This is a genomic window from Amycolatopsis acidicola, from assembly GCF_007713735.2.
Lineage (GTDB): Bacteria > Actinomycetota > Actinomycetes > Mycobacteriales > Pseudonocardiaceae > Amycolatopsis_E > Amycolatopsis_E acidicola.
Genome location: NZ_VMNW02000011.1, coordinates 16173 through 31208, shown reverse-complemented (window position 1 = coordinate 31208; position 15036 = coordinate 16173). Strand labels below are relative to the sequence as shown.

Annotated in this window: 14 protein-coding genes; 11 read left to right on the top strand and 3 right to left on the bottom strand. The window is 70.4% G+C overall.

Annotated features, from left to right (window positions below; genetic code table 11):
- Positions 1 to 63: 63 nt before the first annotated feature.
- The 3 genes from FPZ12_RS10205 to FPZ12_RS10195 all read left to right on the top strand — a co-directional run bounded on the left by FPZ12_RS10205 (position 64) and on the right by FPZ12_RS10195 (position 2902).
- Positions 64 to 1995: a type VII secretion-associated protein gene (locus tag FPZ12_RS10205; RefSeq protein WP_144747674.1), complete on the top strand. Its 1932-nt coding sequence runs from the start codon at positions 64 to 66 to the stop codon at positions 1993 to 1995.
- A gap of 242 nt (positions 1996 to 2237) precedes the next feature.
- On the top strand, positions 2238 to 2555 hold the full coding sequence (locus FPZ12_RS10200) for a WXG100 family type VII secretion target (RefSeq protein ID WP_144747675.1): 318 nt from the start codon (positions 2238 to 2240) through the stop codon (positions 2553 to 2555).
- A gap of 50 nt (positions 2556 to 2605) precedes the next feature.
- On the top strand, positions 2606 to 2902 hold the full coding sequence (locus FPZ12_RS10195) for a WXG100 family type VII secretion target (protein ID WP_144747676.1): 297 nt from the start codon (positions 2606 to 2608) through the stop codon (positions 2900 to 2902).
- A 58-nt stretch (positions 2903 to 2960) separates the two neighbouring features.
- Here FPZ12_RS10195 and FPZ12_RS10190 read toward each other — a convergent pair whose 3' ends face one another.
- Positions 2961 to 3611: a DUF4333 domain-containing protein gene (locus tag FPZ12_RS10190; RefSeq protein WP_144747677.1), complete on the bottom strand. Its 651-nt coding sequence runs from the start codon at positions 3609 to 3611 to the stop codon at positions 2961 to 2963.
- Positions 3612 to 3615: 4 nt separating this feature from the next.
- On the bottom strand, positions 3616 to 4512 hold the full coding sequence (locus tag FPZ12_RS10185) for a hypothetical protein (protein WP_243769775.1): 897 nt from the start codon (positions 4510 to 4512) through the stop codon (positions 3616 to 3618).
- A gap of 192 nt (positions 4513 to 4704) precedes the next feature.
- Here FPZ12_RS10185 and rplM point away from each other — a divergent pair, with 192 nt between their 5' ends.
- The 6 genes from rplM to FPZ12_RS10155 all read left to right on the top strand — a co-directional run bounded on the left by rplM (position 4705) and on the right by FPZ12_RS10155 (position 10766).
- Complete coding sequence (rplM, locus tag FPZ12_RS10180) at positions 4705 to 5157, top strand: 50S ribosomal protein L13 (protein ID WP_144747678.1); 453 nt, start codon at positions 4705 to 4707, stop codon at positions 5155 to 5157.
- Between the two features lie 14 nt (positions 5158 to 5171).
- The gene (gene rpsI, locus FPZ12_RS46360) at positions 5172 to 5711 is read left to right on the top strand and encodes a 30S ribosomal protein S9 (protein ID WP_243769774.1); all 540 of its coding nucleotides are present in this window, start codon (positions 5172 to 5174) and stop codon (positions 5709 to 5711) included.
- Positions 5712 to 5937: 226 nt separating this feature from the next.
- Positions 5938 to 7272, top strand: a complete 1335-nt coding sequence (glmM, locus tag FPZ12_RS10170; protein WP_144747679.1) for a phosphoglucosamine mutase — start codon at positions 5938 to 5940, stop codon at positions 7270 to 7272.
- Positions 7273 to 7392: 120 nt separating this feature from the next.
- A complete protein-coding gene (locus FPZ12_RS10165; protein ID WP_144747680.1) occupies positions 7393 to 7698 on the top strand; it encodes a hypothetical protein in 306 nt (101 codons plus the stop codon).
- 3 nt (positions 7699 to 7701) lie between these two features.
- The gene (locus FPZ12_RS10160; protein WP_150980271.1) at positions 7702 to 10344 is read left to right on the top strand and encodes a TrbL/VirB6 family protein; all 2643 of its coding nucleotides are present in this window, start codon (positions 7702 to 7704) and stop codon (positions 10342 to 10344) included.
- Positions 10344 to 10766, top strand: a complete 423-nt coding sequence (locus FPZ12_RS10155) for a hypothetical protein (RefSeq protein WP_144758143.1) — start codon at positions 10344 to 10346, stop codon at positions 10764 to 10766. Before FPZ12_RS10160 ends, FPZ12_RS10155 begins: the two co-directional genes overlap by 1 nt.
- 3 nt (positions 10767 to 10769) lie before the next feature.
- On the opposite strand, the gene FPZ12_RS10150 is transcribed toward FPZ12_RS10155, so the two are convergent.
- A complete protein-coding gene (locus tag FPZ12_RS10150) occupies positions 10770 to 11579 on the bottom strand; it encodes a dienelactone hydrolase family protein (protein ID WP_144758144.1) in 810 nt (269 codons plus the stop codon).
- A 91-nt stretch (positions 11580 to 11670) separates the two neighbouring features.
- On the opposite strand from FPZ12_RS10150, the gene glmS reads away from it, so the two are divergent.
- On the top strand, positions 11671 to 13533 hold the full coding sequence (glmS, locus tag FPZ12_RS10145) for a glutamine--fructose-6-phosphate transaminase (isomerizing) (RefSeq protein ID WP_144758145.1): 1863 nt from the start codon (positions 11671 to 11673) through the stop codon (positions 13531 to 13533).
- Between the two features lie 9 nt (positions 13534 to 13542).
- Positions 13543 to 14982: an NAD(P)H-hydrate dehydratase gene (locus FPZ12_RS10140; RefSeq protein ID WP_144758146.1), complete on the top strand. Its 1440-nt coding sequence runs from the start codon at positions 13543 to 13545 to the stop codon at positions 14980 to 14982.
- Positions 14983 to 15036: the final 54 nt, after the last annotated feature.

The following is a 15036-nucleotide window of genomic DNA, read 5'->3' as shown; positions in this document are numbered from 1 at the left end:
CCGGCGCCTCGTGTCTGTCCAGATGACGGGTGTGCGCGTCAGGCGGCGAGAAGAGGTGCGCCGGTGACGGTGCGGGTCGCTGTCGACTTCGGCACGTCGAGCACCTGCGTGGTGGCGTCCATCAACGGGCGCGAGCCGCAGGTGGCGGTGATCGACGGCCAGCCGCTGATGTCGTCCGCCGTCTATGCGGCGGCGGACGGCACGCTGTTCGTCGGCCAGGAGGCCGAGCGGCAGGCGGCGGTGGACCCGTCCCGCTACGAGCCGAACCCGAAGCGCCGGATCGACGAGGGCGAGCTGCTGCTCGGCGACAACGTGCTGCGGGTGACCGATGTCGTGCACGCCGTGCTGGCGCGCGCGGTTTCGGAGGCGCGCCGGCTCGCCGGTGGCGCCGACGTGGATCTGCTTGTACTGACCCATCCGGCCGACTGGGGCGCGGTGCGCACGAGGCTGCTTCGCCAGGCGGCCGGCGGTTTCGCCCGCGATGTCACGCTGGTGCCGGAGCCGGTGGCGGCCGCGGTGTTCCACGCCGCCACGTTCGCCCCGGCGGAGGTGAACCGGGACCGCACAGTCGAGGTGAGCAACCGGCCGGGGGAGAACCTGGCGGTGCTGGACCTCGGCGGCGGCACGGTCGACGTCAGCGTCGTGACCCGCCCGCCGGCGCCGCGGGGCAAACCGGGGCGTGGCGGGTTCGAGGTGCTGGCCACCAGGGGCGACCCGAGTTTCGGTGGCGCGGACGTGGATCAGGTGCTGCTGGAGCACGTCGGCGAGCTGGTGTCCTCGGCGGATCCGGAGGCATGGCGGGAGCTCGTCGAGGGCCGGGAGCTGGCGGACCGCCGCCGTCGCCGGGTGCTGCGGCAGGACGTCCGCGGCGCGAAGGAAACGCTCTCCCGGCACGCGTACACCGATGTGCCGATGCCGCCGCCGTTCGCAGACGCGCACGTGACGCGGGAGGACCTGGAGAAGCTCATCGCCGCGCAGCTCGGCCGCGCGGTGGAGCTGACGTGCGCGGCGATCGAAGAGGCCGGGCTGCGCCCGAAACAGCTCAGCGCGATCTTCCTGGTCGGCGGTTCGAGCCGGATCCCGATGATCTCGCGGCTCGTGCACGAGCGCACCGGGGTCGTACCGACCACTTTGGACCAACCGGAAACGGTGGTGGCGCGCGGAGCCCTGCTCGCGGTGCGCGCGGAGCCGGAACGCGCCGCCCCGCGGCCGCCCGTCGGCATGCCCCGGGGCGAGCAGCGCACGGAGATCGTGCGCACCCCCTCGCGGCCGTCCTTCGCGCCGCGCCCGCCGGGCCGTCCGGGATCGGGGTTCACCGCGCCTGGTCCGAACCAGCCGCCGCGCCCCGGCGCGCAAGGGCGCCCGCCGGTCCCGCCCGGTTCACCGCCGCGCGGTATGCCCGCGCTCGCCGCCCAGCCGGTCCCGCCTCCGCCACAGCCGGAACCCAAGCCACGCAAGAAAAAACTCATCTGGCTGATCCTCGGTGCGGTGGTGCTCGTCGCCGCGGTGGTGGCCGGTCTGCTGATCCTGCTGAACAGCGGGGGCGACGATCCGCCACCGGGCAAGGTCGTGGCGCAGTACGACTACCAGTTCACCGCGCCGTCGGACTGGGTCCAGACGGGCGGGGACCCGCAGTACCGGATGACGCTGATCAAACCGGCGAACGCGCCGCAGGGCAACGACGCGATCGGGGTCCAGGAGTACCAGCTCACCTACGACGCCACGGCGGATCCGAAGCAGCTGGCCAACGTACTGCGCGACAAGGCGCAGCAGGCCGGGTCGGCGTACTCGGGATTCGACGACAACGCGACGTTCGCCGACCGCAAGGTCATCTACTACCGGCAGGCGGGCCCCAACGGCCCGATCGACTGGTACGTCCTCGCCCAGGGCCACGTGGAGGTCAACATCGCGTGCCAGTACGCCACCCAGCAGGCGCACGACAGTGTCGCGGCCGCCTGCGATCAGGTGGTGCGGGGGCTGAAGATCACGGGCTGAAGTCCCCGAACATCTTTCGCATTAATCGCCCCTTCCCGCCCGCGCCTTTCGCATTAGTAAATCCGCGAATCCGCCGAGGTCGCGGGGTGTTTCCCGGTCCGGTTCCGCGGCCGGGCATTTACTCTCGCAACCACTTCCCGGCAAAGGAGGACAGCGGGGAACCGGTCATGGCAAGGTCTTCGTCGTAGGTCCGTACGAACAAACGCGGTACGGATAACACCACTCACGAAGGGGGCAACCTCATGGCAGGCGGCTTTACCGGAGACCCGGCACAGTTTGCGGACGCGCACCAGAAGGTGAACGAGACCAAGCTGTCGATGGACCAGAACCTTCAGCAGCTGGCGTCGAACATCGAGGCGACGCAGGCGGGCTGGTCGGGTCCGGCGGCCAAGGTCTTCCAGGAGGTCATGGACGCCTTCGGGCAGAAGTCCAAGAAGCTGAACGACGCGCTCGAGCACATCTCCGACATGCTGAAGTCCTCCGGTGTCCAGTACGACACCCAGGACCAGGACGTCCAGTCCCAGATCAGCTCGCTGCAGCAGGCGCTCGAAGGCCTGTAAAGAGTCACCGGAAATTCACCGAAACTTTTTAGCTCACTCGGAGGGATCACATGTCTGACGGCGCAATGAAGGTCGATTACGCCACCATTCAGCAGGCGGCGGACGACTGCAAGAAGTCCGGCGGCGAGATCGAGTCGCTGTTCGACCAGCTCAAGTCGCAGATCGCACCGCTGACCGAGAGCTGGACCGGTGACGCGCAGGAGGCGTGGCAGCAGCGTCAGCAGGAGTGGAACCAGTCCCTGGAGGACATGAAGAGCCTGCTCGCCCGCATCGCCACCGCGCTGCCGCAGATCGCCGACGGCTACCAGTCGACCGACTCCGGCATCACCAAGATGTTCGGCGGCTGAGTCCGCTTCGGACTTTCGCGAGAGGGCCCCGGCGGGAAGCCGGGGCCTTTTCCGTGCGCTATTTCGGGGCGCCTACCTCGTACTGGGCCTGGTCGTTGAGCACACGCACGGAAATCTTCTTCGGCTTGCCCGCGACGGTGGCCGAGCATTCGAAAGTGGTGCCCGTCTTCACGGGCTGGTCGGCCGGGCAGCTCACGTCCTTCACGTCGCCCTCGCCGAAATCCTCGCGCAGTACTTTCTGTACCCCGGCCTGTACCGCGTCCTTGTCGAGCACCGGACCGCTGAACAGCCCGGACAGCCAGCCTCCGACACCGGCGGCCGCGAACACGACCACCACGACGCCCCCGATGAGCCACGGTTTCTTGCCGCGCTTGGGTTTTCGCGGTTCCGCCCCGAACGCGCCGAAACCGCCATAGCCGCCGGACTGCTGCCCGTAGCCGGGCGCGAAGCCGGGGTAGGAGCCCGGATGCTGTTGCGGCGCGGGCTGTTGCGTTCCCGGCTGGCCGGGATGTTGGTGCGGCGCGGGCTGTTGGGCTCCCGGGTGGCCCGGATGTTGGTGCGGCGCGGGCTGTTGCGTTCCCGGCTGGCCGGGATGTTGTTGCGGCGCAACGGGTTGCTGCTGCTGTGGGTACGGCGGCCCCCATTGTGGGACGGGGCCGCTCTGCGGACCCCACTGGCCGGGCTGCTGCGGGTATGGCGGCTGGGTCACGGGATCACCGGTCCTGGATCTCGCCCATGCGGGCGTAGAAGTCGTCGACCGCGGTGCGGTCGGGCAGCACGGTCACGTCCGCCGGGTCGGGCACCTTCGGCAGGTCGTTCTCGGTCGGCGTCCCGTCGAGCCGGTAGTGCTCGTTGATCTCCATTTCGTGCCCGTCGCCGGTCGCGGTCCCGGCGATCGTGAGGTCGGTGAGCTTGCCCTGCGCGTCGAGGGTCAGCGTGGCCGAGAAGCTCTTGGTCTTCATCTCCGGGCCGATCTGCTCGAGGATCGAGTCCGGGAAGGTGATCACGCTGTTGTCGAGGAACGCGGTCATCGTCACGTCGGCGGTCAGCTGGATGCTGCCGTCCGGTTTGCTGTTCGCGCTGCGGGCACCCTTGCTCTTGGTCACCGAGTCGTCGATCGCGCCGAGCACCTTGCAGATGTCGTGCGCGCCGGCCCAGTAGCACTCGTTGTAGTCGCCGGCGGTGTAGGGCATGGAGACCCAGTGCGTCGGCGCCAGGCTCGCGTATACCGGGCCGAGCAGGAGGTACTCGACCGGGCTGTTGGCGGGGTGGAAGTCGTCGAGGTACTCGTTGGAGTCCTGGTTCGAGTGGTTCTTCGACAGCCGGGCCGGCGGATGGCCGAGCTGGACGGCCGAGATGGTGCTGTTGATCTTCTTCTGGTCGAACCGCGCGAAGGTGTCCTGGACGCTCTTGCGGGTGTCGTTCTCACCGAGGGAGTCGGACAGCTTCTGCAGCGTGTCGGAGAACTTGGCCGACAGGTACGCCGCCACCTCGTCCCCGTTGGGCACGGCGGTGCCTGCCGTGGCGCCGCAGCCGGTGGCGACCAATGTCACACCGCACAGCAGCGCGGCGAGTCTCGTCCTCGATCGGATCGTGGTGCGCGCGGTCACCGTGGTGCCCCCTGTAGGACCGTTCAGCGTGTGGTCGACTGCGCGTCAGACTAGTATGGGTCACGCCCGGTACCCCCGCTTCACACTTCCCCGGAGTGTGGGGGTATCTTCATATGTCGTTGTGCGCTGCGGCGCGTAAGGCGCTAGGCCCGCACTCGACCCCACACGCAAGTTTGACGACGAGGTAGACCCTTGCCCACGTACAGCCCTAAGCCTGGCGATGTGACCCGTGCCTGGCACGTGATCGACGCCGAGGATGTCGTGCTCGGCCGGCTCGCGACCGAGGTCGCCACGCTGCTGCGCGGCAAGCACAAGCCGACCTACGCTCCGCACGTGGACACTGGTGACTTCGTCATCATCGTCAACGCGGAGAAGGTCGCGCTCACCGGTAACAAGCGTGACCAGAAGTTCGCGTACCGCCACAGCGGTTACCCGGGCGGTCTGCGCAAGCGCTCCTTCGGCGAGCTGCTGGACACCCGTCCGGAGCGGCTGCTGGAGAAGGTCGTGCGCGGCATGCTGCCGAAGAACAAGCTCGGCCGCGCGCAGGCCAAGAAGCTCAAGGTCTACGCAGGCCCGGAGCACCCGCACAGCGCGCAGCAGCCGCAGCCGCACGAGATCAGCAAGATCGCGCAGGTCGCCAAATGAGTGAGGAACAGTCTGTGACCAGCACCGAGACCGAGGCTCCCGAGGCCGCTCCGGTCGCCGACGCCACCCCGGTCGCTGAGGCCGCCGAGGCCGTCCCGGCCGCCGAGGGCACCGAGGCTGTCGCCACCAGCGAGTCCCCGGCCGCCCCGCGGCCGTCGCGTGCCGCCGGCGGGTCCGCCCAGACGGTCGGCCGCCGCAAGGAGGCCGTCGTCCGCGTGCGGCTCGTCCCCGGCACCGGCGAGTTCAAGCTCAACGGCAAGAGCCTTGAGCAGTACTTCCCGAACAAGGTGCACCAGCAGCTCATCCGTGAGCCGCTGGTCACCGTCGAGAAGCCCGAGTCGTTCGACATCTTCGGCAACCTCAAGGGCGGCGGCATCTCCGGCCAGGCCGGTGCGCTGCGCCTGGCGATCGCCCGCGCGCTCGTCGAGGTCGACGCCGACGACCGTCCCGCGCTCAAGAAGGCAGGCTTCCTCACCCGGGACGCCCGCTCCACCGAGCGCAAGAAGTACGGTCTGAAGAAGGCCCGCAAGGCTCCGCAGTACAGCAAGCGCTGATCAGCGGCCCAGACACGAAGGCGCCCATCCGCCTGGATGGGCGCCTTCGTGTTTTTCACATCCGGTGCTCGTTACGCCTGCTTTCGGCCGCTTCGGTAACGCGCGGCGGTCCGGCTGCGTTCTGCAGGCAGAAGGCACACCCGGGGACCGGGCCGGGGCACGGGTTACGGTCGGGTGTGGAGGGGCTAAGTTGGCCGCGCCCAGAGTGGTTCGAGGAGAGGAACAGATGGCTCGCCTGTTCGGCACCGACGGGGTCCGTGGCCTCGCCAACGGGGACCTGACACCGGAGCTCGCGCTCGCCGTCGCGGCCAGCGCGGCACGGGTACTCGCCGCCCACGATCGCTCCCACCGGCCGGTCGCCGTCGTCGGCCGTGACCCGCGCGCGAGCGGCGAGATGCTGGAGGCCGCGGTCGTCGCGGGCCTCGCGTCCGCCGGAGCCGACGTGCTGCGCGTCGGGGTGCAGCCCACCCCCGCCGTCGCGCACCTGGTCGGCGCGCTCGAAGCCGATCTCGGCGTGATGATCTCCGCCTCGCACAACCCGATGCCCGACAACGGGATCAAGCTCTTCGCCGCGGGCGGGCACAAGCTCCCCGACGGCATCGAGGACGAGATCGAGGCGGGCCTGGAGTCGGCGGGCACCCGGCCCACCGGCGCCGAGATCGGCCGGGTGTCCGATGTGGAGGATGCCGCCGACCGCTACGCCCAGCACCTGCTCGACTCGACCCCGCATCCGCTCGCCGGGCTGCGCGTGGTCGTCGACTGCGCGAACGGCGCGGCCTCCTTCGTGGCGCCCGGCGTGTACCGGAAGGCCGGAGCCGAGGTGATCGCGATCCACGCGGAGCCGGACGGCATCAACATCAACGAGAACTGCGGTTCCACGCACATGGAGCAGCTCCAGGCCGCGGTCCGCGAGCACGGGGCCGACCTCGGGATCGCGCACGACGGTGACGCCGACCGCTGCCTGGCGGTGGACGCTTCCGGTGAGTTCGTGGACGGCGACCAGATCATGGCGATCCTGGCGCTGCAGCTCGCGGAGACCGGTGAGCTCACCCACAACACGCTGGTCGCCACCGTGATGAGCAACCTGGGCCTGCACCTGGCGATGCGCGACCACGAGGTGAACCTGCGCACCACGGCGGTCGGTGACAGGTACGTGCTGGAGGAGCTGCGGGCAGGCGGCTACGCGCTCGGCGGCGAGCAGTCGGGGCATGTGGTGTTCCCGGCGCTGGCCACGACGGGCGACGGGTTGTTGACGGCGCTGCGCGTGATGAGCCGCGTGGCGAGCACGGGCCGCTCGCTGGCCGAGCTGGCCGGGGTGATGCGCCGGCTGCCGCAGGTGCTGATCAACGTGCGGGTGGCGGACAAGGCCGCGGTCGTGGCGTCCGAGACGGTGCGGGACGCGGTGCGTTCCGTCGAAGCCGAGCTGGGCGAGGAGGGCCGCGTACTGCTGCGGCAGTCCGGCACCGAGCAGCTCGTGCGGGTGATGGTCGAGGCCCCGTCGCAGGAAGTGGCGCAGGCCGCCGCCGACAGGCTGGCCGGGGTCGTCTCCGCAGTCTCCTGATTTCGGCTGTGCCCGGCCTGCCCGGTCGGTACATTCTGTGCATATGCGACGGCACCGGTCCGCGACCGGGCACGTCGTAGGTTTCGCAGAGTGCACCGAGACCGGTAGGGGGAGACACCCATGTCAGGTGGGGGCTATCAGGCGGACACCGGCCAGCTGAGCGCGGGCGCGAAGTCCTACTCGCAGGAGGGCGACGCGCTCGGCCAGGCGGCGGGCAAGCTCACGCCCACTGTCTCCACCGGACAGGTCGGCAAGGCCTGGTCCGACGTCGCGGGCAAGTACGGGGAAGCGTTCGGCAAGTTCAAGGACGGCGTGGCCAAGTACGGCAGCACGGTCACCGACTTCGGCGGTTCGCTCGGTTCGGCTTCGCAGAGCTACTCGGCGAACGAGCAGTCTCAGCAGAAGTCCATCCCGGGACAGGACTGACGCATGAGCGCCAACTGGATGAAGGAAATCGCCAAGGAACAAGGCGACAAGCAGTTCAGCGCGGACGACGTCAAGCAGATGCGGGCGATGCTCGACGACCCGTACGTCTCGGACGACAACAAGCAGAACCTGCTGTACGCGCTGTCCGACATGGGCGCGATCAGCGATTCGGAGATCGACAAGTACGCCGGGCAGCTGCACGCGAACGCGGACGACATCAAGTCCGGCGGCCAGAACCCGATGGAGAACATCTCCAACGCGATGGTCTCGCTGCCGGTCGCGAAGGAGCAGCAGCGCCAGGGGAAGGCGAAGAAGGAGCTCGACGACAGCCAGAAGCGGCTCGACGAGGGCAACTTCTCCAACTCCGACGAGATCATCGATCAGGGCGACGTCGGGCTGAAGATCTTCGACGACTTCTACCCCCGGTTCACCAAGGCGGGCGGCCAGGCCACGTCGGGCACCTCGGACGCGCCGGGCGCGGCGCTCGACCCGCAGAGCCTGCGCGCCGCCACGGCGGAATTCCGCGGTATCGACTTCACGGCTTTCAAGACGGACGCGCAGGCACTCACCGACGCGGGCAAGGCCGTCACCGACTCCACCCAGCACCTGGCCACCGCCTGGTCCAGCAACATGGCCGATTGGAAGGGGTCCGGCGCCACTTCGGCGGCGCAGCGCAAGGCGAAGATCGACGCGGGCGCCGCCACGCTGTCGCAGGCGCTGGGCAACGCGCCCGGCACGATCACGCAGGGCAGCAACACCATCCAGCAGCAGGTCGTCGACTTCGCGAAGCAGGTGCACAACCTGGGTGTCGGCGGGAAAATGGCCCAGCTGACGCCGGGGGACGTCGACAACCTGCTGGCCGCCAAGGACCAGTTGCCCGGCGTGATCTCCGAGCTCGAACAGAAGATGCAGGAGCTCAACAACCGCAGCACGCTGGACAAGATCGTCGGCGGGGTGATCGGGTTCTTCTACGGCGGGCCGATCGGGGCGATCGCCGGCGTGATCGGGATGTCGTTCGCGGACAAGATCACCGAGGACAACATCCAGGAGGAGACCCAGAAGTACAAGCAGGCGCTCAGCGACACCCAGACCAAGCTGCAGCAGTTCACCCAGGACTACTCGACCAAGGCGAACTCCGTGCACCAGCAGGCGGAAACCGCCAAGCAGGGTGTGCAGCAGTCCTATGACGCGATGCTGCAGGGCCTTGGCAAGGGCATGGAGCAGGACCCGTTCGCCGGGGTCGGCCAAGGACAGCAGGGCACCGGGAACGGCAGCGGCAACGGCTCCGGCAACGGGTCGGGCAGTGGTTCGGGGTCCGGGTCGGGCAGCGGGTCCGGGTCGGGCAGTGGGGCCGGCGCGGGCGCCGGGTCGGGCAGCACCGCGCCGGAGTCGACCACGCCGAGCGACCCGGCACAGGTGGCCGAGGCCGCGAAGAAGGAGGCGGCGGAGGGGACCAACCCGATCACCGGGAAGCCGCTGGAGATCGACCCGGACACCGGCCAGCCGTACCCGATCGACCCCAAGACCGGCGAAGCGATCAAGGACGCGGGCCAGCCCGAGACCGTCTCGGTCCAGAAGGGCGACAACAAGATCGAAATGTCCGAGCCGGACCAGGACGGCAAGATGGGCATCGAGGTCGACGACGGTTCGGGCCAGCCGAAGGACTACCAGCTCGACTGGGGTGACGGCGACCAGGCCCAGCCGGGGACCGGGGCTGACGCGGCGCAGAACGCCGGCGCGGACGGCGCCCAGGGCGCCGATGCGGCCGGCGCGCAGGGGCAGGCGGCCGGTGACAAGACGTACACGCCCGGCGCCGATGGCAAGATCCACATCGAGGACGGCAACCTCAAGATCACCGCGGAGCGTCCCGAAGGCGCGGACGGCCCCACGGTCGTGACGGTGGACGACGGTTCCGGGCAGCCCACCACGTACACCCTGGGCGAGGACAAGGAAAACGGCACGGACACCCCAGCGGCCAACGCGGACACCCCAGCGGCCAACACGCCGACCGGAGGGGCCAACACGGACGCGGGGGCGGCCAACACGCCGACGGGAGAGGCCAACACGGCGACCGCAGCGGGCGGGGTGCAGGTGGATCAGTCCGCTGTGGACGGTGGCGGCGATTCCCCGGCCGCCGCAACGGATTCCGGCAACGTGGACACTGCGGCCGGTAGCACTGACACGGCCGCCGCGGACGGTGGCGCCAGTTCGGATTTCCAGTCCACGGCTCCGGCGTCGGCGTCCGATGGGCTCGGGGTCGTCGGGGGCGAGGCGGAGGCGGTCGCGGCGCCGGCCGGTTCGGTCAGCGGTTCGCTGGGCGATGCGGGCGGGCTAGACACGGGCGGGCACACCGGTTCGGCGATGCAGCAGTCCGGCGGTGGCCTCGGAGCGGTGCCCGGCGGGGAGCTCGCCGACCCGGGAACGGCCGTGCAGCAACAATCCCAGGGCGGCGGGATGGGCAGCCTCGGGATGATGGGTGGCATGGGCGGCGGTGCCGCCGGTGGCGGCGGTGAAGATCAGGAACGCCGCTCCAACGTGTACCGCGTGGACGGTGGCATCTTCAACACCAGTGGTTCGGGCGGCCGGATCAGCGGTTCGCTCGACGACGAGGGCGACCGGTCCGTCCGGTACGAAGGGCAGCGGTGATGACCAGCGTCGATCCGGCGGTGGAACAGAAGTTCGCCGAAATCCTGGCCGGCAGCCGCGCGAAGGCGGCGGCCATCAAGGAGACCGTCGAGGCGAAGCAGCGGGAGATCGCCGACCAGTCGAAGCAGCTGCGCGACGGGAACGAGCAGCTGTGCAAGCAGCTGGACGAGCGCAGTCAGGCCAAGGCCGCGGCGAAGGAGGATCCGGCGGCCCGGAACGAGTGGCTGAAGCGGAACACCCCGCAGGACACCACTTTCAAGTTCGGCGACGGCGACGAGCCGGCTCCTCCGCCCGCGCCTGCGCCGCCCCCGGCGCCTGTCCCGGAGACGACGGATCGCGTACCGGCCCCCGGCCGCAGCAGGCACGCCCGTCGCGAGGAGTTCGACGAGGACGACTTCTCGAACAACAGCTGGCTGGACTGAGCGTCAGGCCGCGGCGAGGCTCGGGTCGAACTCGATCGCCGCGCGCTTGACGTCCGCTTCGAGCAGCGGCCGGTACTTCCCGGTGCCCGTCAGGTGCGTCAGGAAGAACGCCGTGAACAGCGCCTTCACCAGTCGTTGCGTGGCGTGCTGGGGCTTGCCCTGCAGGAGCCGCTGGCTCCAGTGGCTGCCCTCGGTCACCGCCAGGTGCGAAGACTTGTCGAGGAGGCGCAGCTGGACCGGGCCGGCCCACGCCTTGGCGATCGCCTCCGCGTTGCCGACGGCGGGGGCGACCAGGTCACCCTCCGCGGCCAGGTGCAGGCCCGGCGCCTTCACCCGCTGCGCTGCCTCGGTGGCGGGCGGCAACGTCTGCGCCGCGGCGAAAGTGGCCACGCCCTTGATGTTCTCGGCGTCCGCGGCGGCCAGCACGGCCGCGCCGCCGCCCACGGAATGCCCGGCCAGCCCGAGCTTCGCCGGGTCGATGCTGATGTTGCCGGGGCCGAGCCGGACGCCGGAGATGATGTCCAGCGTGCCGCGCAGGTCCGCGGCGAACAGCCTGTGCGACGGCAGCGGGCCGCGCTGCGTGGCCGGCGCGGCCGCGACGATGCCCCAGCTCGCGAGGTGGCTCAGCAGGCCGTGGTAGCGCCCGGGCGGCTGCAGCCAGCCGTGCCCGAAAGCGATCGCGGGCAGGCCCAGCCCGGAGCGCGGGGTGAAGACCACCCCGGGCAGCCCGGCGAGCGCGAGGTTCCCGCGCAGCACTTCGTGGCTGCCCCGGTGGGACAGCTCGTCAAGCAGTTCCTTGGGCTTGCTGGCCATGCGCGCAGCCTAGCCGACCCCGCCGCAGGTCACCCGCCGCGATCTTCCCCGGGCGCGGGAAGGCCGGATCCGCCGCAGTAGTCTCGCTGCCGTGTGCGGAATTGTGGGATATGTCGGCCATCGGCGTGCGCTGGACGTCGTGCTCGGCGGACTCCGGCGAATGGAGTACCGCGGGTACGACTCGGCGGGTGTCGCGGTGCTGGACGGGGCCGGTGAGCTGACCGTCGAGCGGAAAGCGGGCCGGCTGGCGAACCTGGAACACCAGCTCGACGCCACGGGACGCGAGCGGTTCAGCGGCACCGCGGGCATGGGGCACACCCGCTGGGCGACGCACGGCGCGCCGGTCGACCGGAACTCGCACCCGCACCGGGACACCACGCGGCGTGTCGCCGTGGTGCACAACGGGATCATCGAGAACTTCGCCGCGCTGCGCGCCGAGCTGGAGGCCGAGGGCGTCGAGCTCGAGAGCGACACCGACACGGAGACGGCGGCGCACCTCGTCGCCAAGGCGTACACCGAGGGCCCGACCGCAGGTGACCTGCCGGCCAGCGTCGGCGCGGTCTGCCGTCGCCTCGACGGCGCCTTCACGCTCGTGGTGACGCACGCCGACCAGCCGGATCTGGTCGTCGCCGCGCGCCGGTCCTCGCCGCTGGTGGTCGGGGTCGGCGAGGGTGAGACGTTCGTCGCGTCCGACGTCGCCGCGTTCATCGAGCACACCCGCGAAGCCGTGGAGCTGGGCCAGGACCAGCTGGTGGTGATCACCCGCGACGGGTACGACGTCACCGACTTCGACGGCGAGCCGGCGCAGGCGAAGCCGTTCACCGTGGCCTGGGACCTCTCGGCCGCGGAAAAGGGCGGCCACGACTACTTCATGCTCAAGGAGATCGAGGAGCAGCCGGAGGCGCTGGCGAACACGCTGCGCGGGCATTTCGACGGCGGCCGGATCGTCCTCGACGAGCAGCGGATGGCCGATCAGGACCTGCGCGACGTGGACAAGGTCTTCGTCGTCGCCTGCGGCACCGCCTATCACTCCGGGCTGATCGCCAAGTACGCCATCGAGCACTGGACCCGGCTGCCCGTCGAGGTCGAGCTGGCCAGCGAGTTCCGGTACCGGGACCCGGTGCTGGACCGCGACACCCTCGTCGTCGCCATCTCGCAGTCCGGCGAGACGGCGGACACGCTGGAGGCGGTGCGGCACGCGCGCGAGCAGAAGGCCCGCGTGCTGGCCATCTGCAACACCAACGGCGCGCAGATCCCGCGAGAGTCCGACGCGGTGCTGTACACGCACGCCGGGCCGGAGGTCGGCGTCGCCGCGACGAAGACGTTCCTGGCCCAGATCGCGGCGAACTTCCTGGTGGGCCTCGCGCTCGCGCAGGCCCGCGGCACTAAGTACCCAGACGAGGTGGCCCGCGAGTTCGCGGAGCTGGAGGCGACGCCCGCCGCCGTCCAAAAAGTACTGTCCACTGTGGAGCACATGCGGACACTGGCGCGGGACGTCGCCGACTCGAAGGCGGTGCTGTTCCTCGGCAGGCACGTCGGTTTCCCGGTGGCGCTGGAGGGTGCGCTCAAGCTCAAGGAGCTGGCGTACATGCACGCCGAGGGCTTCGCGGCCGGCGAGCTGAAGCACGGCCCGATCGCGCTGATCGAGAGCGGGCTGCCGGTGGTCGTCGTGATGCCTTCGCCGAAGGGGCGCGCGGTGCTGCACGCGAAGCTGGTGTCGAACATCAGCGAGATCCAGGCGCGCGGCGCCCGCACGATCGTGATCGCCGAGGAGGGCGACGACACGGTGCGCCCCTTCGCCGACGAACTGGTCGAAGTTCCCGCAGTGCCAACGCTTTTGCAGCCGCTGGTGTCGAGCGTGCCGCTGCAGGTGCTGGCCGCGGAGATCGCCCGCACGCGTGGTTATGACGTGGACAAGCCGCGGAACCTGGCGAAGTCCGTGACCGTGGAGTAAGCAGGCGCCATGCAGGGCATCTGGACCACAGTGCACATCCGTACCGCCGAGGAACGGCTTCTCGCGGCCACGCCGGAGGGCGCGCTCATGCAGCGCGCGTCGTTCGGGCTGGCCGTGCAGGCGGCCGATCTGCTGGCGCAGCACACGGGCCGGGTCGCGGCGGGCCGCGTCGTCCTGCTCGTGGGCGCGGGCAACAACGGCGGAGACGCGTTGTGGGCGGGGAGTTTCCTGCGCAAGCGTGGCGTCGGAGTCACGGCCGTGCTGCTGAATCCCGAGCGCGCGCACGCCGAAGGCCTTGCCGCGCTTCGCCGTGCGGGCGGGCGTGTGGCCGCGGATCCTCAGCGGGCGCTCGAAAACGCGGACCTGGTGATCGACGGCATCGTCGGCCTGTCCGCGCACGGGCCCTTGCGCGACAACGCCGCCGAGCTGCTGCCGTACCTCAGCGCCCCCGTGCTGGCGGTGGATCTGCCGAGCGGTGTGGACCCCGACAACGGCACCGTGCCCGGTGCCGCGATCACGGCCACGCGCACGGTGACCTTCGGCGCGCGCAAGCCGGTGCACGTGCTGAACCCGGAACGCTGCGGCGAAGTGGTGCTGGTCGACATCGGCCTCGGGCCGGAGCTGGGCGAGCCGGACCTGCGGCAGCTCGACGCGGTCGACGTCGGGGTGGCCTGGCCGGTGCCGGGTCCGGACGACGACAAGTACAGCCAGGGTGTCGCCGGGATCGCGGCCGGTTCCGCCACCTACCCCGGCGCCGCGGTGCTGGCGACGGGGTCGGCGGTGCTGGCGACTTCCGGGATGGTCCGGTACGCGGGCCCGGCCGCGGACGTGGTGCGTTCGCGGTGGCCCGAGGTGGTGGCGACGGGTTCGGTCACCGACGCCGGGCGTGTGCAGGCGTGGGTCGTCGGGCCAGGGATCGGCACCGGCCAGGAAGGCCGGAGCGTGCTGCGGCACGTGCTCGCCGAGGGCGTGCCGGTCTGCGCGGACGCCGACGCCACCACGTTGATGGCGCGCTATCCGGACGTGCTCGACGCGCGTGACCCGGGCACGCCGCTGGTGCTCACGCCGCACGCGGGTGAGTTCGAGCGCCTCATGGGCGCCGCGCCGGGCGAGGACAGGGTGAGCGCGGTGCGCGAGGCCGCGCGAAAGTACGACGCCGTGGTGCTGCTGAAGGGAAACACGACGCTGGTCGCCGCGCCGGACGGGCGGGTGCTGGCGAACGTGGCCCGCGGTTCCTGGCTGGCGACGGCCGGTTCCGGCGACGTGCTTTCCGGTCTGGTCGGCGCGTTGCTCGCGAGCGGGATGGAGCCGTGGCTCGCCGCCGGAGCCGCGGCGTACGTGCATTCACTGGCCGCGGATCTGGGCGCGCGCGGGGTCCCGGTTTCCGCTTCGGGCGTGCAGGGCGCGATCCCGGAGGCGATCCGGCGGCTGCGCTCGCTCGAGCAGTAGTTACCGGATTTTGTGTTAACAATCCGCTCCTCGTTTGGTAGGAAGGAGCGGTGA